Source organism: Erwinia rhapontici (genome assembly GCF_012271765.1).
Lineage (GTDB): Bacteria > Pseudomonadota > Gammaproteobacteria > Enterobacterales > Enterobacteriaceae > Erwinia > Erwinia rhapontici.
The window spans coordinates 132,032-157,329 of record NZ_VRKO01000017.1 but is presented as its reverse complement, the minus strand read 5'-3'; the positions used below and the strand labels follow the sequence as shown (position 1 = coordinate 157,329).

Sequence of the window (25,298 nt, the reverse complement as noted above, 5' to 3'; positions counted from 1 at the left end):
TATGGGCCATTAGCGAGTGGAACCCCCTGTTCCACCCCACCATTTAGGGTTAAAGCTCATGATTATCGTCACTGGCGGCGCTGGAATGATTGGCAGCAACATCATCAAGGCACTGAATGATAAGGGTCACACCGATATTCTGGTGGTAGACAATCTGAAAGACGGCACCAAATTCGCCAACCTGGCCGATCTGAACATTGCCGACTATATGGACAAAGAAGACTTCTTGATCTCCATCCTGGCGGATGAAGATTTCGGTGATGTTGAAGCGGTATTCCATGAAGGCGCATGCTCTTCCACAACTGAGTGGGATGGCAAGTACATGATGGATAATAACTATCAATACTCCAAAGAGCTGCTGCACTGGTGTCTGGAACATCAGGTTCCCTTCCTGTACGCCTCTTCTGCTGCCACCTACGGCGGCCGTAATAGCGATTTTATTGAAGAACGTCAGTTCGAAGAACCACTGAACGTTTACGGCTACTCCAAAATGCTGTTCGACCACTACGTGCGCGAGATCCTGCCTGAAGCACAGTCTCAGGTCTGTGGTTTCCGCTATTTCAACGTCTATGGTCCACGCGAAGGGCATAAAGGCAGCATGGCAAGCGTAGCTTTCCACCTCAACACCCAGTTGAACAACGGTGAAAACCCGAAACTGTTTGAGGGCAGCGATAGCTTCAAGCGTGACTTCATTTATGTAGAAGACGTCGCCTCGGTTAACTTGTGGTTCTGGGAAAATGCCGTGTCCGGCATCTTCAATTGCGGTACTGGCCGTGCCGAATCATTCCAGGAAGTCGCTGATGCGGCGCTGAAATATCACAAAGACGGTGAAGTTGAGTACATCCCGTTCCCGGAAAAACTGAAAGGCCGCTACCAGGCATTCACCCTGGCAGACCAGACCAAGCTGCGTGCCGCCGGATATGACAAGCCTTTCAAAACGGTTGCTGAAGGTGTGGCAGAGTATATGGCCTGGCTGAATCGTAAAGCGTAAGAGGCACTGTTCGGGAATGAAAATTCTGGTTATCGGCCCATCGTGGGTCGGCGATATGATGATGTCGCAAAGTCTCTATCGCAGCCTCAAAGCCGAGCACCCCGATGCCGTTATTGATGTGATGGCACCTGCATGGTGCCGTCCGTTATTGTCACGGATGCCGGAAGTGAATGAGGCGCTGGCGATGCCACTGGGCCACGGTGCTCTGGAGATAGCCGAACGCCGCCGCCTGGGAAAAATGCTGAAGGCAAGCGGCTATGACCGCGCCTTTGTGCTGCCTAACTCGTTTAAATCCGCTCTCGTTCCGTTTTTTGCCGCTATCCCACGCCGCACAGGCTGGCGCGGTGAGATGCGTTACGGGCTGCTGAACGATCTGCGTCGACTGGATAAAACCGCATTCCCACTGATGGTCCAGCGCTATGTGGCGCTGGCGTACGATAAAGCACGTATCCACCACGCCGACGATCTGCCACAGCCACTGTTATGGCCGCAGTTAGCGGTACAGGAAGCGGAAAAACACGCGACCGTCAGCGCCTTTGGTCTTGCTTCCGGGCGCCCAATGATTGGGTTCTGCCCTGGCGCGGAATTTGGCCCTGCTAAGCGCTGGCCACATTACCACTACGCTACCCTGGCACAACGCCTGATCGACCAGGGCTACCAGGTGGTCCTGTTTGGTTCCGCCAAAGACAATGAAACCGGGCAGCAGATTCTGGCGGCTCTGGCAGAAGATGCACGCCAGCACTGCCGTAACCTGGCCGGAGAAACCCAGCTGGAACAAGCCGTCATTTTGCTGGCGGCCTGTGATGCCGTGGTCAGTAACGATTCAGGCCTGATGCACATTGCTGCCGCTCTGGATCGCCCGCTGGTCGCCCTCTACGGGCCAAGCAGCCCGGACTTTACCCCACCACTGTCCCGCAAAGCCCGCGTGATCCGTTTAATTACGGGTTACCATAAAGTTCGCAAAGGTGATGCCGATGAAGGTTACCACCAAAGCCTGATTGATATTACGCCAGAGCGGGTCATGACTGAGCTGGCAACGCTTTGCCCACGGCATGGAGTCTGAATGCGGGTTTTGATTATTAAAACATCCTCAATGGGGGATGTACTGCACGCATTACCTGCTCTGACTGATGCCATGCGCGCTATCCCTGAGATTCGCTTTGACTGGGTAGTGGAAGAGGGTTTTGCTCAGATCCCTTCCTGGCACCCGGCCGTGGATCGGGTATTACCGGTGGCCATCCGCCGCTGGCGCAAACACTGGTTTGGCAGCCAGGCGCGCGAAGAACGCGTGGTGTTTAAACGTGCACTTCAGTCGCGCGAATACGATGCGATCATTGATGCACAAGGGCTGATTAAGAGCGCAGCGCTGGTAACACGTCTGGCGAAAGGTGTTAAACATGGGCAGGACAGCCGCAGCGCGCGTGAGCCGTTTGCCAGTTGGTGGTATGACAAACGCCATGAAATCAGCAAACAGCAGCACGCCGTTCAGCGCACCCGCGAGCTGTTTGCGAAAAGCCTGGGGTATGCGCTCCCGACAACCATCGGCGATTACGCTATCGCCCAGCACTTTACTCAGGCACTCCCCTCCGATGCGAATCAGTATCTGGTGTTTTTGCACGCCACCACGCGCGACAATAAGCACTGGCCGGAAGCGCACTGGCGCGAACTGATCGAGTTAATGCAGCCTTCAGGTTTAACGATTAAATTACCCTGGGGTGCAGAGCATGAGCATCAGCGCGCGTTGCGGCTGGCAGAGGGCTTCGATTTTGTCGAGGTGCTGCCAAAGCTGACGCTGGAACAGGTCGCCCGCACGCTTGCCGGCGCTCGTGCCGTGGTGTCGGTGGATACCGGGTTAAGTCACTTAACTGCCGCGCTCGACCGTCCGAACATTACTCTTTACGGCCCGACCGATCCGGGGTTGATTGGCGGATATGGGAAGAATCAGATCTCCAAAAAATCTGCCGATAACTCGATGGCATCTATCTCATCTCATGAGGTTTTTTCTCTGATGCAGGAAAATAAGTTATGAAACGCGTCCATGTTATTAATCTGGAAAAGATGGGCGGGGCTGAAAAAGTCTTCATCGAATATATGCGCAGTAAAACACAGGGTGAGGACTGCATCCTGTGCATCAGCCAGCATGTGGCTGATGAAATTAGCAAAGAGCTGAAAAGCAGAGATATCGTCTTTGTGAACCGCATTTTCAGCGGGCTTTCCCTGAAATACCCTTCGTTTTTGCGTAAGCGCATCCTGCCTCTGAAAATTGCCAGACAACAGCCTGACGTCGTTGTTTTTTGGGACCTTGTACCACGTCGTTTCAAGAAATCAGCCAACTATAAATCGTTTTACTACGATCATGGCGCATCCTGGCGATACGCAAACAACGACGAAATTATGACTTTCTTTAGCAGTATTGACGGTGCCATCGCCGTTAGTCAGGCATCTCAACGCATCATGCAGCAGCGCTTCGCATTGAAGGCCCCGGTTGAGATCATACCCAACTTGCTCACCAAAGCCGTATTTACCCCATCGCCGGATAAAAAGCCCCCTTCCCGCACAGGGGTAACGCTGGGTATCGCCTCACGCCTAGTTTCTCTTAAGGGGATTGGTGTTTCCATTATGGCCGTGGCAGAGCTACGTCAAAGAGGGATCAACGCTCGACTGAAGATTGCGGGCAAAGGCACGAATGAAGAAGCCCTCAAAGCCTTAGTAAAAAAACTGAATATCGAGCCCTATGTTGATTTCATGGGCTTCCAGCAAAGTCTTACAGATTTTTATACATCTATTGACTTTTATATGAGTATGTCAATATCAGAGTCGTACGGCTTATCATGTGCTGATGCCATCAATCACGGGGTTCCTTGTATTTACTCTCTTATCGATGGTCAGTGCGAAGTGATTGAAAATGGGATTACCGGAATCGGTATCACCCCAACCATGGCACCAGAAGAATATGAATCAAAATCTGGATATATGGTTGAAAAACCTTACTTTAGCTATGATCCGGTTACCGATACCTTGGTCAGTCCAAAGATGGTTGATCCCATCATTTGTGCTGATGTTATTGAAAAAAACATTAATACTGCAGAATATTCTTATTACCTGGAAAAAATTCACAATCACAATAAAAATATTGCCGAGCCTGTCAACCTTTCGAAAAAAATAAATAACCACCTATCTTATCAGAAAAAAATTAAATGAATTCATCCAAAACAACAATTCTAGTTTTATGGCTCAGTTGTATTTCACTTTCAGCAACACTTGCAGCATCAACAATTTGCCGAAATGCGCTGTACCTTGCTGCTTTTATCGCATTAATCGACTTAGTTATTAAAAGAACACCCGTTAAATGGAATGCCGGTTTCACCGTTGTACTACTGACGCTGTTACTGAGCCTTTCACTCGCGCTTTCAACATGGCTTTACCCTTCGGTGACCTTTTTCAGGATCGATGAAAATTATGCTGAGACGGCAAAGCGATTATTTGTGGGAAGCATTACGACATTTTACCTTATTCTCCATCGAGATAAAATTTCCAGTAAAGGGTGGGTTGGTGCTTATTTCTGGGTCACTGTTGGCTTTATCTATACAACCATTCTTGCTATAAAAATAAGCTCCCCCTATGCCCGATTAGAAATTAATACTGTAGCAACAATGACAGCCTACGTATTCATTGTGCTTTCCCTGGCGACCACGTTTGGTGTCTTAAAAATCCGTGGCTGGATGAAGCCATTTTCAGTCATTGGGATTATCGCCATCACCTGCTACATGCTGGTGTTGACGCAAACACGCTCGGTACTGCTGACGTATCCTTTGCTGGTCTTAGCCCTGCTCTATAAAGAAAAATTTTTTACCAAACGAAACAGTGCAATGCTGTTAGCCATCCTGATTATCGCTGCCGTTTTCAGCCTGCCTAAAATCAATAAAGCCATAGACAGAATTGCGGACTCGGCCACTGAATATGAGGCATATAAGAATAATAACGATAACACCTCGCTCGGTGCACGTTTTAGCATGTGGAAAGCCGGTTTTTTCGCGACCGGCAACAGCCCTTTAGGGGAGAGCGCCGACCGACGTGACACTCTGGCGCGTCAGTACATTCTCAAGCATGAAAATGGCAATCCTGAAGCTATCCGATCGATTAAAAACCACTATCACAATGATTTACTTGAAGCTATCACCTTAAGGGGATGGCTAGGTTTGATTACGCTACTGGCCTTTTACATTGGTACTGCCGTGGCATCACGCAGATTCACCGGTACTTACAGCACAACACTGTTATTGATTGTCCCGACCGTGATTTATGGTAGTACGGATACATTGTTAATCGATCACCGGTATGTCACGATTTTAGTGCTACTTATGCCTTTCTATCTCTGTTCTGAAGCAAAGAAGCATCCCGTGGCGAGTACAACTGATTCAGCCACACACTAAAAACCCTGAGGACTTACGCATGGCAATTCTGGTTACTGGCGGCGCTGGATACATCGGCTCACATACCGTACTGACACTGCTCAAGCACCACCAGAAGGTGGTGGTTCTGGATAACCTGGTCAATGCTTCACCCATCGCATTAGAGCGTGTGGCACAGCTTACCGGCCAGCGGGTCACATTTTATCAGGGTGATATTAACGACCGTGATTGCCTGAAAAACATTTTTGCACAGCACGCCGTTTCAACCGTTATCCATTTTGCCGGGCTCAAATCCGTGGGTGAGTCGGTGAGAAAGCCGCTGGAATACTATCAAAACAATGTCAGCGGCACGCTGGTACTGCTGGATGAAATGCGTACCGCACGGGTGAGAAACTTTATTTTTAGCTCCTCCGCGACAGTCTATGGTGCACCGGAAGAGATACCACTTCGCGAAGAATCTCGCACCGGAGGCACCACCAATCCCTACGGAACATCCAAGCTGATGGTTGAACAAGTACTGCGTGACTTCGGCACAGCCTGTCCTGAATTTTCTATCATCATCCTGCGGTATTTTAATCCTGTCGGTGCGCATGAGTCCGGGTTGATAGGTGAAGATCCTAATGGCATTCCTAACAATCTGATGCCCTATATTTCACAGGTTGCCTGTGGGAAATTACACCAGCTGGCGATTTTTGGTGATGACTACCCCACCGTCGATGGTACTGGCGTGCGTGACTACATTCATGTGATGGATCTGGCCGAAGGCCATCTGAAAGCACTGGAGCATATCCACCAGCAGCAGGGCGTGACGACCTATAATTTAGGCACGGGAGTGGGCTATTCCGTATTACAGATGCTCAAAGCGTTCGAGAAAGTATCGGGACGACAAGTGCCCTATCAGATTATGCCTCGTCGCGCAGGGGATATTGCTGAGTGCTGGGCCGATGTGCAATTAGCCAAAGATAAGCTTGGCTGGACAGCCCAGCGCGGACTTGATCAGATGATGCGCGATACTTGGAACTGGCAGGAAAAAAACCCGACCGGTTTTCAACCGTAAACAGAATGCCAGCCGTAGCCCCATGCTGGCCCTGCTCTTTAGCTATTCAGCATTTCGCTCACCTGCGCAAACACCTCGTCGGTTGAAACCGCCCGCAGCGGCTCATGTCTATCGGTAACTCTGGGGTCTGTAAGCGGTCGATAAATTTGCCGATGAATCTGACGATCCTGATAGGGACCGCTGCGGCGGGGGTCTTCTGTAGCAAACAGGCTTAATGTGGCGACTTTCAAAGCAATCGCCAGATGGAAAGGCCCGGTATCCCCGGTAACCAAAAGATCCATTGAGCCAATCACCCCCAAAAGCTGCGGCAGCGTCGTTTTACCGACGTAGCTGGTAATCCTCTTAGCAACAGCCGGGTCGACCTGAGCCAGCAAACTCTCGGCAAGATGGGTTTCTTCAGTCGATCCTATCAGGACAATGTCGAGGTTCGCATCGCTGGCGACCATTCGGCTAGCCAGCTGTGCATAATATTCCGGCGGCCAGCAGCGAATACGCGTTGATGCCCCCAGTTGAAAACCGATGCGCCGTGTTCCTGCGGGCTTCTCCGCCAGCACGTACTCACAGGGTAAGGCCATATCGACATTATCTGTTGCACAACCTAGGGCCGAAACCAACTTCATTTTTCGGGCAATCACATGGTCATCATAATGGTCCAGCCCATACACCAACCAATGGGCCATCTTTCCCACTGGCTTGGCATAATTATCTCGGACAATAAACTGACAGCCAGATAGCGCTGCACTCATGATGTCGTAAGGCATATGGGAATGTAACAGGACTGCTAACTGAGGCTGGAGCGGCTTTGTCTGCTTCAGTAACGCCCTGAGACTGTTAACTTTATTATTCCAGAACAGCACATCATCATAATAATCCCGCCGGGTAAGCAAGCTGGCGTATTTAGGGTGTGAGACCAGCGTAATGTGGGCGGTCGGATAGCGTAAGCGAATGGCACGTAACGCCGGGGAGTTAAACATATAATCCCCCAGCGCCGTGGTCGAATAGACCAGAATACGCGTAAACGGTTCGCTGGCCAGAGCCTGACGCTTCTCTTCACTGGCGCGCGATTGTCGGCTAAACAGCCCAAGAATAAAATGACACAGGCCGATTTTTACTTTTTTAGACTCTCTCATTTTGTGCCTGTCTTATCCCGGTAATACTCTGCAAGTGTTTTTCCAACCGTACGTTCTGCCAGCCAGCTAAACAGCTGTTCCAGATCCTGATACAGGTGTTCAATATGCTCTTCAGTGGCAAATGTCGGACTGCCTCCAGGCATAAATTCGGACGAGTGCAGCATGAATTCCACATAGTCATGCCCCTCACCCATCGACTGCTGAGCAACTCGCTTCATCATCTCAACATTGCCGCCAGAAGGACGTAACCAGTGTACCGAGGGCGAACGCTGCTTACCGCGCAGGCGGTCATACCCGCTTTTTAGCGAATTCATCAACCCAGAGTGTTTGTACTGAATGGTCATCGGCACTTCTAACAGGGGCGACTGCCCCGCACGAGCGATGTTTTTCTCATCAATAAAGTAAGCATGGGAAGGAAAATCACGGTAATTTGTGCCGCCATTTCCCTGCGGATTACCCGGGGAAAACTGCCAGTTAACTTTTGGCGTTACCGAGCAATCGACCACGTAGCCATACTCTATCAACAGGGCGGCATAGTATTCGTTAAAGGCCCAGCGCCCGGCGCGATGACTCAGCATCTTCGTCTGGAACGTATCCTCCAGCAGACGGGTCATAAACTCCACTTTGCTGCGGACCTGCCCGGCAGGGTATTCAATCAAATACGGCTTATGTCGCCAGTCGTTGTCCGTCAGAGATTCAACCGGTGGACTGTTCCATGCGTGAAGATGCATACCAATTTCGCCGACCCCACGCGCAATGACATCGCGCGCAAAGGCAACATAGTCAGGGTCTACCGCCATCTCATAGTTAGTAAGATATACCGGCTTGAAGGCATACTTTTCGCACAGCGCCTGAAATCGCGGTAGATAATGGGTATTTTGGGTCGAGATGCGATCGTGATTTTCCCACAGATTATCGCCCTCGGTATCAATAGTAATAATAAACGCCGGTTTAGCCATGAATGGGGAACCTGAATTAAGCTTTTAACCTTATGTTACGCAGCCCGTTTCATCAGAGCAAATGACTTTGCAGTCAATGTACCTTCAGCACGCCTGCGCAGAGAAAACGGAGCAACGCTAGCCACACCGGCCTTGCTCCTTTAGAATTCACCTCCCGTTTCCCGGAAAGCAAAGCATCATGAATTCAGCTCTTGTTCCTCTGCCAAAACGCATTTTGGTGATAAAATTGCGCCATCATGGCGATATGCTTCTGACCACTCCGGTTATCAATACGCTTAAGCAAAACTGGCCGCAGGCAGACGTTGATGTACTGCTATACCAGGAAACCAAAGAGATGCTTTCAGCCAACCCAGCCATTTCCCGGCTGATCACCATCGACCGGCAGTGGAAGAAACTGGGCGCAGCGGTGCATATCAAACATGAATGGCAGCTTTTGCAGCAGCTTCGCGACCGCCAATATGACGTGGTTATCAATCTGGCAGATCAGTGGCGCAGCGCCCTTGCCGCTCGCTGGACCAGTGCAAAAATCAGGCTTGGCTTCGACTTTCCCAAACGCCGTGGTGCGCTATGGCGTTTTTGCCATACCCGGCTCGTCTCCATTGCCGGACATGAGCAGTTGCATACCGTCGAACAGAATCTTTCGCTGCTGGCACCGCTGGGCGATCTTGTCGCGTCCTCGCAGGTCATCATGAGCTATAACGCCGGTGACTGGCAAAAGGTTGAAGGCTTATTACGTCAGCAGGCAGTCCAGGGTAAATTTATTGTGGTTCAGCCCACCTCACGATGGTTTTTCAAATGCTGGACAGAGGCCAACATGGCCGCCACGATAAGCGCATTGCAGGCCGATGGCTACACGCTGGTGATCACATCAGGCCCGGACAAGCGAGAGCAGGAAATGGTCGCCACTATCCTGGCAAGCAGCCCTGAAGAACGGGTGATTTCTCTGGCCGGGCAGCTTACTCTGCGCCAGTTAGCCGCGCTGATTGACCACGCGCAGCTTTTCCTCGGGGTAGACTCCGTTCCCATGCATATGGCGGCCGCACTCAACACACCCTGCGTTGCCCTCTTCGGCCCCAGCAAACTGACACTCTGGCATCCGTGGCAGGCGCAGGGAAAAACACTCTGGGCAGGCGACTATGGCCCGCTGCCGGACCCGGATGATATCGATACCAAAACTGATGAACGCTACCTTGATTTAATCCCCGTCGAAGTAGTGCTCAATGCAATAAGGGAATTGCTAATATGAAACCGTTTCGTCTGGCCCTGGTACGCCAAAAATATCGTCCGGATGGCGGTGCCGAACGCTTTATCTCGCGTGCACTACTCGCACTTGAAAAGCAGAATCTAGAATTGAATGTAATCACCCGTGAATGGCAGGGTGAGAATAATCCTGACTGGCATATCCATTTATGCAATCCCCTGAAACTGGGGAGAATCAGTCGTGAACGAGGCTTTGCGAAAGCGGCCCGAACAGTATGGTTAAGTGAAAAGTTCGATCTGGTGCAAAGCCATGAACGTATAGCCGGGTGCGATATCTATCGTGCAGGGGATGGCGTGCATCGCAACTGGCTGCATCAACGGGCCCGAATACTTCCCTCGTGGCGCCACCCGCTGCTGTTTCTCAATCCTTATCACCGTTATGTGATGCAGGCAGAGTCAGACATGTACTCAGCGCCCGAATTAAAAGCCGTTATCTGCAATGCAGAGATGATAAAACGAGAAATCATTGAGCAATTTCATGTTGCACCCGAAAAAATTTCCGTCATCTATAACGCCATAGACCACGATGCATACTGCCCCACGGATATTGCACTGAAGCGCCAATTACGTGAGCAATATCAACTCCCCCTTCAGGCACATTGTCTGATTTTTGTCGGCTCGGGTTTTGAAAGAAAAGGACTGGAAGCTGCAATACGGGCGATTGCTCCCACTGAAAGCTATCTGATTGTGATTGGTCGGGATAAAAATGAGAAAGCATACCGGGCGCTGGCCAGCTCATTAGGCTGCTTGTCGCGTGTTCGCTTTATGGGTGTACAAAAAAACACTTTGCCTTTCTATCAGGCAGCGGATGCCCTGCTATTACCCACACTGTATGACCCTTTCCCTAATGTTATTCTTGAAGCGATGGCATGTGGTCTGCCGGTGATCACCAGTGTCACATGTGGGGGCGCTGAGTTCATTGCGGAAGGGGTTAATGGCTTTGTGGCTGATGCCCTGGATGTACCGGCATTAACGGCGGCGGTTCAGCAACTGCCCCGCGAGGCGCTGGAATCCCCCATGGGCCGCGCAGCGCGTGAAAAGATCATGCCCTGTACCCCTACAAGCCTTTCGTCACAACTGATCGACCTTTATCAAAGAGTATTAGCTCAATGAAAAGCCATATTTTGTTTATCATCGATGGGCTGCCCGGCGGCGGTGCAGAGAATGTGACTCTCACTCTGGCAAAAGGGATCGCGGAGCGCGGTCATACGGTGACGTTACTGTCATTAAGTGACCGTCTTGATTATGAGATACCCGACGAAATAAATTATGTCGTCGACCATGATAATGGCGGCAAAGGACCATTCAGGAAACTGTGTGAACTGAAAAGGCGCGCGGCATCTGTGGATCGGTTATTGCCTGAACTTTTCCGCCAGTACGGTAAACCCACACTAGTTGTCAGCAGCCTGCACAAGACCGATCGTATTGTGGTGCGTTCCAGCTTACTCAGCACTTGCAATCTGTGGTTCTGTGTTCATGGCATGTTCTCCCGATCGTACCTGGGCAATAAAACCGGTTTCAGCCGCTGGCTGAAAGCCAGAAAAATAAAAAAAGTTTATAAAAACCGCAATATTATCTCCGTGTCAGAGGCTGTAGGGGAGGATTTACTCCGCAATGTGGGCCTGAAGCCACAGACCGTCATGACGATTTACAATCCGTTCCATCTGGGGGACATCACCGCCCGCGCAGCGCAGAGTAATCCTTACGCCCGGGAAAACTATATTGCGCATGTTGGCCGTTTTCATGAGGTGAAACGCCATGACCGCTTATTAGAAGCCTTCTCGCTTGCCAATTTACCCTGCAAGCTGGTGATTGTGGGGCAAGGAGAAGAGGCCGTTACTCGCATCATTCAGCATAAGGTTCTGACGCTAAACTTACAGGATAAAGTGATTTTCGCCGGGTTTATCAAAAATCCTCTCCCGGTGATCAAAGGAGCCAAAATGGTTGCTCTGAGTTCCGACAGCGAAGGCTTACCTTCTGTGCTTATTGAAGCTCTGATCTGCCACACGCCAGTGGTCAGTACCGCCTGCCCGGGGGGAGCATCTGAAATTATGACAGGGGAGCTTCAACCGTTCCTGGCAGAGTTAACCAGCGCTTCTCTGGCAGAAAAAATGCGTCAGGCATGGGATTCCCCCCCACTTGTATGTGAAGAAATGTACCATAAATTCAGTTACGACATTATTATTGACCGATACTTATCATTACAAAGATAATAAGCATCGTTCGCATGATAGATTAATTCAGTGCGCGGTCTTTTTAATGCTGCGCCTGAATATTTTTCCAAACTTCCTCGACGGGAACATCAATACAATCACCCGATTCCGTTTGCAGAATTTTATATTCACCCGACCATGGATGCCACTCCTCCACGCTGGTATCGCCAAAAAAAACCACCTGTTTTTTGTTCATGGCTGACGCCAGATGCATCTGCCCGCCATCGCTGCACAGAATATGTTCGCATCGTTCATAAGCAGCTACCAGTTCCCGTATTGATCCTGTAGGAAACAGAGAGACTCTGTCACTGTTACAGGCGGCTTTCACCTGTTCGGCGCGATGCCGATCGCCAATATCATCGGGTGCCAGCGTTCCCTGCGGTGACCAGAAAATCAGTACACTTCCTTGATATTCCTGTAAATATCGCTGAATAATGGCAACATAGCGCTCAAGCGGCCAGCGGCGTTTTTCACTGCGGCTACTGATATGCACGGCCAGCCCGATGGCGTTATCTGCCTGCAGATTATACAGACGCTCTGCGGCATGTTTGCGCTCCTGCTCTGTCACCCAGATACGAACGGGAGGGAGAGTGATTGGCTTGTCGGTTATGGCCGATAAATAACTGAAGGTACGCTCAACCTGATGCTTACCACGAAAGTCTCCTCGACTAAAGGGAATGGTAATAGAACGGTCGCCGCTCGCCGCACCAATGATATTTTTAGCCCCGATCATTTTTGCCATTCTCAGACTGTATTTACAAGGTCTTGGGTTTGCCAGGATGACCGCATCAAACGAAATACGGCGAAGCTGTAAGATTATTTTTATCCGATCGACATAAATACCGAATTTCGTCTCATTTTGAGTTCTGTGTTTCGCCTTGCGGTAAATAAAAACATGCTTAATGTAAGGATTGTTTTTGACCACATCATGGCTGACAGTGTTGATTAGCAAATAAACATTCGCATCAGGATATGCCGTTTTAACCCCTTCAATCAAAGGGGTGGTACAAACCAGATCGCCAATATTGTCACGGCGTATAATTAAAATATTCTTCATTACCAACCTGCTAACAAACTGTGTGCATAAGTCTATGGAGTTCTGTCCTGCAGGACGTCACTCGCCTGAAACCCTTCCTCTTCCGTTAGAAACGATCTCCTCCCACATCCTTACCTGTGGGGTCGGCTACCTTTTGCCGATGAAACCACGACTCCCTGACCTGCTCTGACAACATTACGTGATGAATTGCACACTTAAAGCTAAAAAAAATCCACTAAATCATTTAGCATTTACTAACTAATTGAAATTTCAGCGGAATGAGGTTTTTATAATGAAAGGACTCTGCTTATGCCTACCGCTCCATTGCTGAGCGTTGTTATTCCCCTCTACAATGCGGGGCCGTTATTTGATCCCTTTATGACCTCATTGCTCGGGCAAACATTGCAGGATCTGGAAATTATTTTGGTGAATGATGGCTCGACCGATGGTTCAGGAGCTCGCGCACAGGCTTATGCCATGCAAGCAGAGAATATCTACGTCATACATCAAGCTAATGGCGGCGTTTCACGAGCTCGCAACGCCGGGTTGCAAATAGCGAAGGGAAAATATGTCACCTTTCCCGACGCTGACGATATTCTTGACCCTGAACTTTACAGCACCCTGATGAGGCTGGCACTCTCTGACGATCTTGATGCCGTGCAGTGCAATGCCTGTCGTGTCAGCTCGCCTACCGATACAGGCCGGGTCGTTATCCCACTGAACCGGCGGCGCTCAACCCATGTCATGGATGGTGGCGAGTGGCTAAACCGGGCTTTAAAAACCCGCCGCTATCTTCACGTGGTATGGCTAGGGATATACCGATCATCATTAATCAGGCAAATCGGATTGCAGTTTGTCCCCGGACTGCATCACCAGGATATTCCCTGGACGACTGAATTTATGTTGAACGCAAGCCGCGTGCGCTATACCGAGAAGACACTGTACCGATATCTGATTCATCAGCAATCGGTCAGCAACCGCCGACGTACTGGCAGAGCCGGTGTCATATACCAACGCCATTATTTGAAAATTTGCCATCTGCTGGAAAAAATTAATCAGCGCTATCAGGACAAAGTCAAAATTTATCGGCCTCTACATTGGCAGATAACCCGGGAAGCGCTAAGTGTTTGTCATGCCATCCGGCGTGAACCAAACCAGGCCGCAAAACAGGCAATGATTGCCGACATCTGGCGTACACAGACTCATCTCCGCATGCTACGCAATGCACGCGGTATTAAGCAGTGGTACCAACTGCTCCTGTGGCTGACTCGCCTGCTGCTATGGCGCAAAAACCTCCGTAAAAGTTAAGCCTGCTAACGACAGCAGGCTCCCTACAATGAAGTAGTGTGAGCAGGCCTCACTTATCTGCTAACATGCCGCATTGTTTCTCTTTTTTCGGCTATCCCTGGGCATATGTCTCTGTTCAACTGAAAACAATGTGATGATTACCATTTATACCGCCTTGCTGTATCTCATTCAGCCTCTCATCTGGCTGCGCCTCTGGCTACGTGGTCGAAAGGCTCCTGCCTACCGTAAACGCTGGGCTGAACGTTATGGATTTTGCACGGGGAAAGTGAAGCCAGAGGGTATTCTGCTGCACTCCGTATCGGTCGGTGAGACACTGGCGGCGATCCCTCTGGTTCGTGCGTTGCGCCATCGCTATCCCGACCTGCCGATTGTCGTCACCACCATGACCCCGACGGGATCGGAGCGCGCCAGCTCGGCATTTGGCAAAGATGTTCATCACGTTTACCTGCCCTACGACCTGCCAGGCGCAATGAATCGCTTCTTCGATACCGTTCGGCCGCGACTGGTGATCATTATGGAAACCGAACTATGGCCCAATATGATCACTCAACTGCATGCCCGTAAAATCCCTCTGGTCATCGCCAATGCGCGCCTGTCGGAACGTTCAGCAAAGGGTTATGCAAAGATCGGCAAATTCATGAAACGCCTGCTACAACGCATCACACTGATTGCCGCGCAGAATCAGGAAGATGGCGAGCGTTTTATCGGTCTGGGCGTCAAGCGCTCACAGCTTTCGGTTACCGGTAGCCTGAAATTTGATATTTCTGTCACACCAGAGTTGGCAGCACGTGCCATCACCTTGCGCCGTCAGTGGGCACCACGTCGTCCGGTCTGGATTGCGACCAGTACCCATGAAGGCGAAGAGAGCATCATTCTGGAAGCGCATCGTAAGCTACTGGAACGCTTCCCCAATCTGCTGCTGATTTTGGTGCCACGCCATCCGGAACGTTTCGATACCGCACGCGCACTGACCCAAAAAGCCGGGTTCAGCTATACCTTACGCAGCAGCGGTGAAATCCCCTCTGGCAGTACTCAGGTCGTCATTGGCGATACGATGGGCGAACTGATGCTTTTGTACGGTATTGCCGACCTCGCCTTTGTCGGTGGCAGTCTGGTTGAGCGTGGTGGCCACAATCCGCTGGAACCGGCTGCGCATGCCATTCCGGTGTTGATGGGGCCACATATCTTTAACTTTAAAGATATCTGTGCACGCCTGCAGCAGGCCGATGGCATGATCACCGTGACCGATGCCGACTCGCTGGATAAAGAGATTGGTACCCTGCTGACGGATGAAGATTACCGCCTTTACTACGGCCGTCATGCCGTTGATGTGCTCCACCAGAATCAGGGTGCATTACAACGTCTGCTACATTTACTTGAACCTCATCTGCCACAGCGGAATCATTAAATGCGTTCACGCCAGACACTGTCGGTAGTGATTATTGCCAAAGATGCGGCAGACCTGCTGCCAGAATGTCTTGAGTCAATCAGTTGGGCAGATGAGATCATCCTGCTCGACTCAGGTAGCAGCGATGGTACCCCGGACATTGCGAACCGCCATGGCGCAAAGGTCTTTCACTCTGAGGAGTGGCATGGATATGGTAAACAGCGCCAGCTGGCACAGAGCTATGCCAGCCATCCGATGATTTTGATGATCGACAGCGATGAGCGCGTCACTCCTGAACTAAAACAAACCATTGAAAAGGTGCTGGAACAGCCGCCATCTTCCACAGTGTACAGCATTGCACGGCGCAACCTGTTCCTGGGGCGTTTTATGCGTCACAGTGGTTGGTATCCTGACCGAGTCACCCGCCTGTACCCCCGTCAATATCAATACAACGATAACCAGGTACATGAATCGCTGGAAACGGCGCAAACGAAAGCCACACCGTTACGCGGCGATCTGCTGCATCTGACCTGTCGGGACTTCTCTGCATTCCAGTGGAAACAATTCGCCTATGCGGAAGCCTGGGCGAAACAACGCCATCAGCAAGGCAAACGCTGCGGTATCGCGGCTATTTTTGGCCATACCATCGGCGCTTTTCTGAAGACACTGGTACTGCGTGCGGGTTTTCTTGATGGTAAACAGGGCTGGCTGCTGGCCGTGGTCAATGCACAATATACTTTCAATAAATACACGGCCCTCTGGGCTCTTAATCACGCATCCAGGAACGGCAGACTATGAGCACCAAAGCCATCTACCCCGGTACCTTTGATCCAATGACCAACGGGCACCTCGATATCGTGACCCGCGCCGCGCTGATGTTTGATCACATCATACTGGCGGTGGCGGCAAGCCCGAGTAAGAAGCCTATGTTCTCACTGGAGGAACGCGTCGCGCTGGCAAGCGAAGTGGTGGCACATCTGCCGAATGTTGAAGTGGTGGGATTCAGTGACTTGATGGCTAACTTTGCCAAAGCGCAGCAGGCCAATGTGCTGGTACGTGGCCTGCGGGCGGTGTCTGATTTTGAATACGAACTGCAACTGGCGCATATGAACCGTCACCTGATGCCCACGCTGGAAAGCGTATTTTTGATGCCTTCCGAAGCCTGGTCCTTTATCTCTTCATCCCTGATGAAAGAGGTGGCGCGCCACGGAGGGGAAGTCCAGGCGTTCCTGCCTGCCCCGGTGTATGAGGCACTGAAAGCGAAACTCTGAGCAAGAGCGGCTTACTGCTGGCAGTGACGGCAGAAAAAGGTGCTGCGCTGCCCGTGCTTACTGCTCTCGATTGGCATGCCGCACTGTCGGCAAGGTTCACCCGCACGGCCATAAACCTGCAGTTCCTGCGCAAAATACCCGGGCTTACCGTCACTTTGTAGAAAGTCGCGTAAGGTAGTACCACCTTGCTCAATAGAACGCAGCAGGACCGCTTTGATGGTGGCAACCAGCAGCCCGGTGTCGGCTTCAGTTAAGTCCATTGCAGGACGATCGGGTAAGATCCCCGCCACAAACAGCGATTCACTTGCGTAGATATTTCCCACGCCCACCACCACTTTGTTATCCATCAGCCAGGGTTTGACCGCTGTACGCTTACCCCGTGATTTTTCAAACAGATATGCGGCTGAAAAATCCTCGCTAAGCGGCTCTGGCCCCAGATGCGACAGCACAGAGCTGGCGGCAAGGTCAGGACACCACAACCAGGCACCAAAGCGGCGTGGATCGGTATAACGCAGAACCTTACCGTTGCTCATGACAAGATCAACATGATCGTGCTTTGCCGCAGGCAGGTCTTCCGGCAATACGCGCAGGCTGCCCGACATTCCAAGATGCACAATGATCCAGCCTGTGGGCAGTTCCAGCAGCAGATATTTAGCACGGCGCTGGACGCTCAGAACGGGCTGGTCACTCAGAGCATGGATTTCTTGCGAAACAGGCCAGCGAAGGCGTGCATTACGCACCACTGCATGCAGAATCGTTGCTCCAACAAGATGTGGCTCGATCCCGCGTCGACTGGTTTCGACCTCTGGTAACTCTGGCATTGCCTCGCCTCCGTAGCGCCTGGCCAATTTTTCACACTGCAGCGTACTATACAGAAAACCCCAGAAACAAAAAAACCCGGCCGGGGCCGGGTTTTTCATCCACTGAGATTAATTACTTAATCTTAGCTTCTTTATAGATCACGTGCTGGCGGACAACTGGATCGAATTTCTTCAGTTCCAATTTTTCCGGCTTAGTACGTTTGTTCTTCGTGGTGGTATAGAAGTGACCTGTACCAGCAGAAGAAACCAGCTTGATCTTCTCACGAATACCTTTAGCCATGTTTCAGTTCCTTACCTTAGTACTTCTCACCGCGGGCACGGAGATCGGCCAAGACCGTATCAATACCCTTTTTATCAATTACGCGCATGCCATTGGCAGATACGCGCAGTGTAACGAAGCGCTTTTCGCTCTCAATCCAAAAACGATGAGAGTGCAGGTTCGGCAGGAAACGGCGTTTCGTCGCGTTCATTGCGTGGGAACGGTTGTTACCCGTTACCGGACGCTTGCCAGTTACTTGGCAGACTCGTGACATGTCTATTCTCCAAAAATCAAATCAGCTCGAGCTTTAAAAATAAGGTTCTGGCCGCCTCGTCAGGCTTATAGCCCATCCAGGCGAGTTCTATGTGAACCCGCTGAGTAGGCTCAAACGCCAAACCCGAGATTCTCAAAGGTGGCGTAGTATACGCCCTGAAGCGCGACCGCTCAAGTCCCGAACAGATAAAGATCCCTAAGGATCGCGTACATTTGTCTTTTTTGTACAGGAAGCATCCGGTTTATGCACTGTAATTCCTGAACTAAATCGTAAAACGGTTAAATAACAGCCCACTCATTATAGCCATCCCCGCTCAGCAAAAGACACATACTCACCCCGCCCGATCACCATATGGTCAAGTACCCGGATATTCATCAGGGTACAGGCACGCACAATTTGCTGCGTTATATCACGATCGGCGCGGCTGGGTTCTGCCAGCCCGGATGGGTGATTATGCGCCAGAATGACCGCCGCTGCATTGCGTTTTAGCGCTTCGCGTATAATCTCACGGGGGTGCACTTCAACGCTGTTGAGCGTGCCACTGAACATTTCACTGGTATGAATGACCCGATGCTGATTATCAAAAAAGACCACCTGGAAAATCTCCCTTTCCCGGTGCGCCAGTGAGCTGTTAAGAAAATCCAGCATCTGTTCAGCACTGCTGACAACACGGTTTTCCAATGCCTGCTGGCAGGTAAAGCAGCGCCGGGCGAGTTCGGCCACCGCATTGAGTTGCGCATATTTTGCCATGCCGATACCGTGAATCGCCTGAAAATCTTCGGCGGGTGCCGTCATCAATTGGTGTAACGAGCCAAATACGTCAAGCAACCGCTGCGCCAGCGTCATTACGTGGACCCCACGCGTTCCGATGCGCAGGAAAATAGCCAGCAGTTCAACATCACTCAGCGTTTGTGCGCCACATTTCAACAATTTTTCACGCGGGGGTAACCCCATCCAGTTCTCATCCATCTGCCGTTTCTCCTTCCTGAAGATAAAAAAGCATGGCATTATATACAGTAGTTTCCTATTGCGATGTGCTGACTTTACGCGCCAGCTCGCAAAAAATGTGTGGTGCTAACCCGCCCGCCGGAGTGTGATAAAATAATCAGATTACGGCGCGAGAGCACCGGGCAGGCTAAACAGAAGGCGAACAGCAACATGATGGGATTAACCGGAAAACGTATTGTTCTTGGCGTCAGTGGGGGTATCGCTGCCTATAAAACCCCTGAACTGGTACGCAGGTTACGCGACCGTGGCGCAGAAGTACGTGTCGTCATGACTCACGCAGCGAAAGCCTTTATCACCCCACTCAGTTTGCAGGCTGTATCTGGCTATCCGGTTTCCGACGATTTACTCGACCCGGCTGCTGAGGCCGCTATGGGTCATATTGAATTGGGGAAATGGGCAGATCTGGTCATCCTTGCCCCTGCAACTGCGGACCTGATCGCTCGTGTTGCCGCGGGTATGGCGAACGACCTGGTGACGACCCTTTGCCTCGCAACGGCAGCACCGGTGGCAATTGTCCCGGCAATGAACCAGCAGATGTACCGCGCACTGCCTACCCAGCATAATGTACAACTGCTGGCACAACGCGGAGTGCTGGTTTGGGGCCCTGACAGCGGCAGCCAGGCCTGTGGCGATATCGGCCCAGGGCGTATGCTCGACCCGCTGGCAATTGTTGACCTGGCGATAAACTGGGCTGCTCCCGTCAACGATCTGCAACATCTCAATATTATGATCACCGCCGGCCCGACCCGGGAAGCACTCGATCCGGTGCGTTTTATCAGCAATCACAGCTCAGGAAAGATGGGGTTTGCTATTGCGGCGGCGGCGGCGCAACGCGGTGCCAGCGTCACGCTGGTGGCGGGCCCGGTTACGTTGCCGACACCGGCAGGCGTTAATCGTATTGATGTCACTTCGGCGCTGGACATGCAGCAGGCAGTGATGGCGCAGGCAGCCGCTCAACAGATCTTTATTGGTTGTGCGGCAGTAGCCGACTACAGGGCGGCGGCAGTGGCGGAAGAAAAAATCAAAAAACAGGGCGAAGAAATCACCCTGCGAATGATAAAAAATCCCGATATTGTGGCAGGTGTTGCAGCGATGCCGCACGACAGACCGTATGTTGTAGGATTTGCCGCTGAAACCCAGAATGTGGAAGAATACGCACAACAAAAACGGACGCGCAAGAATCTGGACTTGATCTGCGCCAATGATGTAGCCAAAACCGGGCAGGGTTTCAACAGTGATACCAATGCTCTTCACCTTTTTTGGCAGGAGGGAGATAAAGCCTTACCGCTCTGCGATAAGACACTCCTTGGCCAACAGCTATTAGACGAGATTGTCAGCCTTTATGATGAAAAAAATCGACGTTAAGATTCTTGATGCGCGAGTCGGCACCGACTTCCCCCTGCCAACCTACGCCACGTCAGGTTCTGCCGGGCTTGATTTGCGTGCCTGCCTGGATGAAGCCTTTGTGCTTGAGCCTGGTGTAACAACGCTGGTGCCAACGGGTTTAGCGATTCATATTGCTGACCCACAGCTGGCTGCCGTGATCCTGCCGCGTTCCGGGCTGGGGCATAAGCATGGCGTCGTTCTGGGTAACCTGGTCGGTTTGATCGATTCCGATTATCAGGGTCAACTGATGGTTTCCGTCTGGAACCGTGGGCAAGACTCCTTTACTATCGAACCCGGCGAACGTATTGCGCAGATGGTTTTCGTGCCTGTCGTCCAGGCCGAGTTCAATCTGGTCAACGACTTTGACACCAGCGTGCGTGGTGAAGGTGGTTTCGGCCATTCTGGTCGCCAGTAATTCTCCACGGGCCGCACAACGATAATCTGAATTGACTCGCCGTGACCACGCGTTCACGGACGTTGTGTGGGCCTTTGCCCGTTTTATGGTGATGTTTTCAGGGGTCTTTTAAGACATGGTAGAAAAGAAGAGTGCGAAAAGGAATCGCCGCGAAGAAATTCTACAGGCGCTGGCGCAAATGCTGGAGTCTGGTGATGGCAGCCAGCGCATCACCACCGCCAAACTGGCGGCGAATGTAGGGGTTTCTGAAGCAGCGCTTTACCGGCATTTTCCCAGCAAAACCAAGATGTTTGACAGCCTGATCGAATTTATTGAAGACAGCCTGATTACGCGCATCAATCTGATTCTGAAAGATGAAAAAGAGACGCTTCCGCGCCTACGTATGATCACTCAGTTAATTCTGGGCTTTGGTGAGCGTAATCCGGGTTTAACGCGCATTCTGACCGGCCATGCGCTGATGTTCGAACAGGATCGCTTACAGGGGCGTATAAACCAGCTTTTTGAACGTATTGAGGTGCAGCTGCGCCAGGTGATGCGTGAGAAGAAAATGCGTGAAGGTGAAGGGTTTATTACCGATGAAACGCTGCTGGCCAGCCAGCTACTGGCATTTTGCGAGGGATTGCTGTCACGGTTTGTTCGTTCCGAATTCCGCTATCGCCCTACCGTCGACTTCGACGTACGCTGGCCACTACTGGCCGCACAACTCGTGTAATGTTGCGGGTCGACCAGAAAGAGGGTCGGCCCGCACAACGACATCCTGTCAGATACCAAACTCGCTGCGATAAGCACGTACAGCAATCAGATGATCGGCCATTTCTGGCTGTTCTTCCAAGTAAGCAATCAGTTCTTTTAGCGTGATGATCGAAATCACCTGACATCCATAATCACGTTCCACTTCCTGAATCGCTGAGATTTCGCCACGTCCGCGTTCCTGACGGTCGAGGGAAATCAATACGCCAGCCAGCGTCGCCTGATGCGCCGCGATAATTTCCATCGATTCGCGAATAGCCGTGCCTGCAGTGATCACATCATCCACCAGCATGATTTTACCCTGCAACGGGCTGCCCACCAGCGTGCCACCTTCGCCATGGGTTTTGGCTTCTTTGCGGTTAAAACAGTAAGGAACATCACGGTCGTGATGATCGGCCAGAGCTACCACCGTCGTGGTCGCAATCGGGATGCCTTTATAGGCTGGGCCAAAGACCAGATCGAAATCGATACCCGAATCCACCAGTGCCTGGGCATAGAAACGGCCCAGCAGGGCAAGATCACGCCCGGTATTGAACAGACCGGCGTTAAAGAAATAAGGGCTTTTGCGCCCTGATTTCAGCGTGAACTCACCAAACTTCAGCACCTGCTTGTTGATGGCGAATTCGATAAATTGGCGCTGCCAGGCTTTCATGTCGTTTTCCTCAAATAGGGGGCATAAAAAAGGCGACTTCATCGTCGCCTGAAAAAATCAGTTGGCCAGCGCCGCTTTTTGCGCTGCAACCAGAGTATCGATACCGCCTCGTGCCAGCTCCAACAGCTTCAGCAGTTCGTCATGAGTGAACGGTTCACCTTCTGCGGTGCCCTGCACTTCAATCATGCGACCGTCTTCCGTCATCACCACATTCATGTCGGTTTCGGCGGCAGAGTCCTCAACGTACTCCAGATCGCACAGCGCTTCGCCCTTGACGATGCCAACAGAGATCGCGGCGACCATGCCTTTCATCGGGTTAGTCTTCAGCTTACCGATAGAGACGAGATGGTTCAGCGCATCAGCCAGTGCCACGCAAGCTCCGGTGATGGAGGCAGTACGGGTGCCACCGTCGGCCTGTAACACGTCACAGTCCAGGGTAATGGTGAATTCACCCAGCGCCTTCAGATCAATTGCCGCACGCAGCGAGCGGGCGATTAAACGCTGGATTTCCAGGGTACGACCGCCCTGCTTCCCTTTAGCCGCTTCACGCGCATTACGGCTGTGGGTGGCACGTGGCAGCATGCCGTATTCGGCGGTGACCCAACCCTGGCCCTGACCTTTCAGAAAACGTGGTACGCCTTCATCAATGGTGGCGGTACACAGAACTTTGGTATCACCGAATTCAACCAGCACAGAGCCTTCTGCATGTTTGGTGTAATGACGGGTCAGGGTGACGGGGCGCACCTGTTGTGCGCTACGGCCTGATGGACGCATAATTTCTCTCCGGCTAGCTAAACATAATTGGCTGCGCATTATACGGATTTCGCCATGGATTGCCTATCGCAGGCGAAACTGAACGCAGTTTGTTATGAAAATAACGACTATTTAAACGCTAAAACAGCCAGATAGCGCCCGGCTGGATGTAAATCAAACTGAAATATGGCTAAATGCCTCTCATCATCAATCATTCCTCATGCCGGACCTGCGTATGACCTCTGTTTTTCATTTTATTCTGGCCCTGGCCATTATCTGCTGCCTGGCGTTACTGTTCAGTAATGACCGGAAAAAAATTCGCCCACGCGTGCTGTTGCAACTGGTTGTCATTGAAGCTGCCCTCGCCTGGTTCTTCCTGCACGCTTCTGGTGGGCTGACCGTTGTTACCGTCTTTTCAGGCTTCTTTGAGGTTCTGCTGAAATACGCAGCGCAGGGAACCGATTTTGTCTTCGGCGGGATGAGTTCACAGGGGCTGGCGTTTATCTTCCTCGGCGTGCTCTGCCCAATTGTCTTTATCTCTGCCCTGATCGGGATTTTGCAGCACCTTAAAATTCTGCCGCTGTTGATCAGGGGCGTTGGCACCGTTCTCTCTAAAGTTAACGGTATGGGTAAGCTGGAGTCATTTAATGCCGTCAGCACGCTGATCCTCGGCCAGTCGGAAAACTTTATCGCCTATAAAGGTATCCTGGCAGAGATTTCACCACGTCGCCTCTACTCAATGGCAGCGGCCGCGATGTCCACCGTGTCGCTGTCGATTGTTGGCGCCTATATGTCGATGATTGAGCCACGCTATGTTGTGGCGGCGCTGATCCTTAACATGTTCAGTACCTTTATCATCCTGTCGATTATCAACCCGACACCGGTGGGCGATGAGCCGGAGATTCGTCTGGAAAAGCTGCACGAAGATCAGAGCTTCTTTGAAATGCTGGGTGAATACATTCTGGCTGGCTTTAAAGTGGCGATGATAATTCTGGCCATGCTGATTGGCTTTATCGCCTTAATTGCAGCGGTGAATGCCGTTTTCTCAGCCGTTTTCGGCATTAGCTTCCAGCAGATCCTTGGCTATGTGTTCTGGCCATTTGCGTGGCTGATTGGCATCCCGACCGCAGATGCTCTGCCGGCTGCCAGTATTATGGCGACAAAGCTGGTAACGAACGAGTTTGTGGCCATGATTGAGCTGAAGAAAATCGCCGCAGAATTGTCGCCGCGCGGACTGGGTATTCTGTCGGTGTTCCTGGTCTCCTTCGCGAACTTTGCCTCTATCGGCATCGTCGCCGGGGCGATAAAAGGGTTGAATGAGCAACAGGGGAATGTGGTTTCACGCTACGGCCTGAAGCTGATTTACGGCTCCACGCTGGTCAGCTTGCTCTCTGCAGCCTTTGCCGGGTTGGTGCTGTAATCTCTACACCCGGCGCATTCGCGCCGGGTGTTCTTGATTAAAAGACAGGTCAGAACGCCACACAGGCCGCCGCATCCACCCGCATCACTGAATCTTGGGCAAAGCGCTGTTTATAAATAGCACGCAGTGCCTCAATCCCCTGTTCACTGGCTTTATCCGGAGCATGGATCAGCAGCAGCGCCTTGCTGTTTTCCCGCGCCAGTTTTCCATCATTTCCCAGCCACTGCCCTTTTGCCGCAAAGACCGTCAACCCTGCTTTGAAGCGAGGTGTGACTTCTGAATCAACAAACGTCTGCCATTCTGCCTCGGTGATAACGGCACCCTGCGGGCGATTCAGACCGAAGTAGAGGGTAGTTTGCGTCAGGGCGTCGCCCACGGTACAGATCGGGGCGGTCATCTGGCTGGCTGGCCGTGACGGTGTCGTGCAGCCTGACAGCGCCAGTACCAGAAGGGAAAATGTGAATACGCGCGGCATCATAGTGGCTCCTGAAGTGAGTGATGTTTCTTATTTCGGCATCTTAAGCTTCTGGCAACAA

27 protein-coding genes are annotated in these 25,298 nt (G+C 51.5%); 17 read left to right on the top strand and 10 right to left on the bottom strand.

Going from position 1 to position 25,298, the window contains the following annotated elements; all coding sequences use genetic code 11:
- The first annotated feature begins 58 nt into the window (after positions 1 to 58).
- From rfaD to galE, 6 genes are read left to right on the top strand one after another with little or no spacing between them, the layout of a single operon-like run.
- Positions 59 to 991 (top strand): ADP-glyceromanno-heptose 6-epimerase, encoded by a 933-nt coding sequence (rfaD, locus tag FVB43_RS22415; RefSeq protein ID WP_167864806.1) that lies wholly within the window; start codon positions 59 to 61, stop codon positions 989 to 991.
- Positions 992 to 1,007: 16 nt separating this feature from the next.
- Positions 1,008 to 2,054 carry an ADP-heptose--LPS heptosyltransferase RfaF gene (rfaF, locus tag FVB43_RS22410; protein WP_159338317.1) on the top strand — a complete coding sequence of 349 codons (1,047 nt, stop codon included), beginning with the start codon at positions 1,008 to 1,010 and terminating at the stop codon, positions 2,052 to 2,054.
- Positions 2,055 to 3,020: a lipopolysaccharide heptosyltransferase RfaC gene (gene rfaC, locus FVB43_RS22405; protein ID WP_167864805.1), complete on the top strand. Its 966-nt coding sequence runs from the start codon at positions 2,055 to 2,057 to the stop codon at positions 3,018 to 3,020.
- Positions 3,017 to 4,192 carry a glycosyltransferase gene (locus tag FVB43_RS22400; RefSeq protein WP_167864804.1) on the top strand — a complete coding sequence of 392 codons (1,176 nt, stop codon included), beginning with the start codon at positions 3,017 to 3,019 and terminating at the stop codon, positions 4,190 to 4,192. The genes rfaC and FVB43_RS22400 overlap by 4 nt, the downstream gene beginning before the upstream one ends.
- Positions 4,189 to 5,424 (top strand): O-antigen ligase family protein, encoded by a 1,236-nt coding sequence (locus tag FVB43_RS22395; RefSeq protein ID WP_167864803.1) that lies wholly within the window; start codon positions 4,189 to 4,191, stop codon positions 5,422 to 5,424. Before FVB43_RS22400 ends, FVB43_RS22395 begins: the two co-directional genes overlap by 4 nt.
- A gap of 19 nt (positions 5,425 to 5,443) precedes the next feature.
- Entirely contained in the window at positions 5,444 to 6,460 is a 1,017-nt protein-coding gene (gene galE, locus FVB43_RS22390) for a UDP-glucose 4-epimerase GalE (RefSeq protein ID WP_167864802.1), read from the top strand.
- A 38-nt stretch (positions 6,461 to 6,498) separates the two neighbouring features.
- Here the strand turns inward: galE and FVB43_RS22385 are convergent, their stop codons facing one another.
- Entirely contained in the window at positions 6,499 to 7,590 is a 1,092-nt protein-coding gene (locus FVB43_RS22385; RefSeq protein WP_167864801.1) for a glycosyltransferase family 9 protein, read from the bottom strand.
- The gene (locus tag FVB43_RS22380; protein WP_167864800.1) at positions 7,587 to 8,549 is read right to left on the bottom strand and encodes a polysaccharide deacetylase family protein; all 963 of its coding nucleotides are present in this window, start codon (positions 8,547 to 8,549) and stop codon (positions 7,587 to 7,589) included. The genes FVB43_RS22385 and FVB43_RS22380 overlap by 4 nt, the downstream gene beginning before the upstream one ends.
- 178 nt (positions 8,550 to 8,727) lie before the next feature.
- Between FVB43_RS22380 and rfaQ the strand changes: the two genes are divergently transcribed.
- From rfaQ to FVB43_RS22365, 3 genes are read left to right on the top strand one after another with little or no spacing between them, the layout of a single operon-like run.
- Positions 8,728 to 9,795, top strand: a complete 1,068-nt coding sequence (gene rfaQ, locus FVB43_RS22375) for a putative lipopolysaccharide heptosyltransferase III (RefSeq protein ID WP_167864799.1) — start codon at positions 8,728 to 8,730, stop codon at positions 9,793 to 9,795.
- A complete protein-coding gene (locus tag FVB43_RS22370; protein WP_167864798.1) occupies positions 9,792 to 10,922 on the top strand; it encodes a glycosyltransferase family 4 protein in 1,131 nt (376 codons plus the stop codon). Before rfaQ ends, FVB43_RS22370 begins: the two co-directional genes overlap by 4 nt.
- Positions 10,919 to 12,022: a glycosyltransferase gene (locus tag FVB43_RS22365; RefSeq protein ID WP_167864797.1), complete on the top strand. Its 1,104-nt coding sequence runs from the start codon at positions 10,919 to 10,921 to the stop codon at positions 12,020 to 12,022. Before FVB43_RS22370 ends, FVB43_RS22365 begins: the two co-directional genes overlap by 4 nt.
- A gap of 43 nt (positions 12,023 to 12,065) precedes the next feature.
- Here FVB43_RS22365 and FVB43_RS22360 read toward each other — a convergent pair whose 3' ends face one another.
- Entirely contained in the window at positions 12,066 to 13,079 is a 1,014-nt protein-coding gene (locus FVB43_RS22360) for a glycosyltransferase family 9 protein (RefSeq protein WP_167864796.1), read from the bottom strand.
- A gap of 288 nt (positions 13,080 to 13,367) precedes the next feature.
- On the opposite strand from FVB43_RS22360, the gene FVB43_RS22355 reads away from it, so the two are divergent.
- The 4 genes from FVB43_RS22355 (at position 13,368) to coaD (ending at position 17,024) form a co-directional block, all read left to right on the top strand.
- Positions 13,368 to 14,366, top strand: coding sequence for a glycosyltransferase (locus FVB43_RS22355; protein WP_167864795.1), 999 nt, complete (start codon positions 13,368 to 13,370; stop codon positions 14,364 to 14,366).
- A gap of 133 nt (positions 14,367 to 14,499) precedes the next feature.
- Positions 14,500 to 15,774: a lipid IV(A) 3-deoxy-D-manno-octulosonic acid transferase gene (gene waaA / locus FVB43_RS22350; protein WP_167864843.1), complete on the top strand. Its 1,275-nt coding sequence runs from the start codon at positions 14,500 to 14,502 to the stop codon at positions 15,772 to 15,774.
- Positions 15,775 to 16,551 (top strand): glycosyltransferase family 2 protein, encoded by a 777-nt coding sequence (locus FVB43_RS22345; RefSeq protein ID WP_167864794.1) that lies wholly within the window; start codon positions 15,775 to 15,777, stop codon positions 16,549 to 16,551.
- Positions 16,548 to 17,024: a pantetheine-phosphate adenylyltransferase gene (gene coaD, locus FVB43_RS22340; RefSeq protein ID WP_133846445.1), complete on the top strand. Its 477-nt coding sequence runs from the start codon at positions 16,548 to 16,550 to the stop codon at positions 17,022 to 17,024. The genes FVB43_RS22345 and coaD overlap by 4 nt, the downstream gene beginning before the upstream one ends.
- Positions 17,025 to 17,035: 11 nt before the next feature.
- Here coaD and mutM read toward each other — a convergent pair whose 3' ends face one another.
- From mutM to radC, 4 genes are all read right to left on the bottom strand, one after another.
- The gene (gene mutM / locus FVB43_RS22335) at positions 17,036 to 17,845 is read right to left on the bottom strand and encodes a bifunctional DNA-formamidopyrimidine glycosylase/DNA-(apurinic or apyrimidinic site) lyase (RefSeq protein WP_133846446.1); all 810 of its coding nucleotides are present in this window, start codon (positions 17,843 to 17,845) and stop codon (positions 17,036 to 17,038) included.
- Positions 17,846 to 17,957: 112 nt separating this feature from the next.
- Entirely contained in the window at positions 17,958 to 18,125 is a 168-nt protein-coding gene (gene rpmG, locus FVB43_RS22330; RefSeq protein ID WP_001051798.1) for a 50S ribosomal protein L33, read from the bottom strand.
- Positions 18,126 to 18,141: 16 nt separating this feature from the next.
- Complete coding sequence (rpmB, locus tag FVB43_RS22325; protein WP_062746922.1) at positions 18,142 to 18,378, bottom strand: 50S ribosomal protein L28; 237 nt, start codon at positions 18,376 to 18,378, stop codon at positions 18,142 to 18,144.
- 297 nt (positions 18,379 to 18,675) lie between these two features.
- On the bottom strand, positions 18,676 to 19,347 hold the full coding sequence (radC, locus tag FVB43_RS22320; RefSeq protein ID WP_133846447.1) for a RadC family protein: 672 nt from the start codon (positions 19,345 to 19,347) through the stop codon (positions 18,676 to 18,678).
- A gap of 189 nt (positions 19,348 to 19,536) precedes the next feature.
- On the opposite strand from radC, the gene coaBC reads away from it, so the two are divergent.
- The 3 genes from coaBC to slmA all read left to right on the top strand — a co-directional run bounded on the left by coaBC (position 19,537) and on the right by slmA (position 21,899).
- Positions 19,537 to 20,751 carry a bifunctional phosphopantothenoylcysteine decarboxylase/phosphopantothenate--cysteine ligase CoaBC gene (gene coaBC, locus FVB43_RS22315; RefSeq protein ID WP_133846448.1) on the top strand — a complete coding sequence of 405 codons (1,215 nt, stop codon included), beginning with the start codon at positions 19,537 to 19,539 and terminating at the stop codon, positions 20,749 to 20,751.
- Positions 20,729 to 21,187 carry a dUTP diphosphatase gene (dut, locus tag FVB43_RS22310; RefSeq protein WP_133846449.1) on the top strand — a complete coding sequence of 153 codons (459 nt, stop codon included), beginning with the start codon at positions 20,729 to 20,731 and terminating at the stop codon, positions 21,185 to 21,187. Before coaBC ends, dut begins: the two co-directional genes overlap by 23 nt.
- A 115-nt stretch (positions 21,188 to 21,302) precedes the next feature.
- On the top strand, positions 21,303 to 21,899 hold the full coding sequence (gene slmA / locus FVB43_RS22305) for a nucleoid occlusion factor SlmA (RefSeq protein WP_133846450.1): 597 nt from the start codon (positions 21,303 to 21,305) through the stop codon (positions 21,897 to 21,899).
- Positions 21,900 to 21,947: 48 nt separating this feature from the next.
- Here the strand turns inward: slmA and pyrE are convergent, their stop codons facing one another.
- Both pyrE and rph read right to left on the bottom strand, forming a co-directional pair.
- Positions 21,948 to 22,589, bottom strand: coding sequence for an orotate phosphoribosyltransferase (pyrE, locus tag FVB43_RS22300; protein WP_133846451.1), 642 nt, complete (start codon positions 22,587 to 22,589; stop codon positions 21,948 to 21,950).
- 57 nt (positions 22,590 to 22,646) lie between these two features.
- Positions 22,647 to 23,363, bottom strand: coding sequence for a ribonuclease PH (gene rph, locus FVB43_RS22295; RefSeq protein ID WP_133846452.1), 717 nt, complete (start codon positions 23,361 to 23,363; stop codon positions 22,647 to 22,649).
- A 214-nt stretch (positions 23,364 to 23,577) separates the two neighbouring features.
- Between rph and FVB43_RS22290 the strand changes: the two genes are divergently transcribed.
- Positions 23,578 to 24,762, top strand: coding sequence for a NupC/NupG family nucleoside CNT transporter (locus FVB43_RS22290; RefSeq protein WP_133846453.1), 1,185 nt, complete (start codon positions 23,578 to 23,580; stop codon positions 24,760 to 24,762).
- A 49-nt stretch (positions 24,763 to 24,811) separates the two neighbouring features.
- Here FVB43_RS22290 and FVB43_RS22285 read toward each other — a convergent pair whose 3' ends face one another.
- Positions 24,812 to 25,240, bottom strand: coding sequence for a DUF3574 domain-containing protein (locus tag FVB43_RS22285; RefSeq protein ID WP_133846454.1), 429 nt, complete (start codon positions 25,238 to 25,240; stop codon positions 24,812 to 24,814).
- Positions 25,241 to 25,298: the final 58 nt, after the last annotated feature.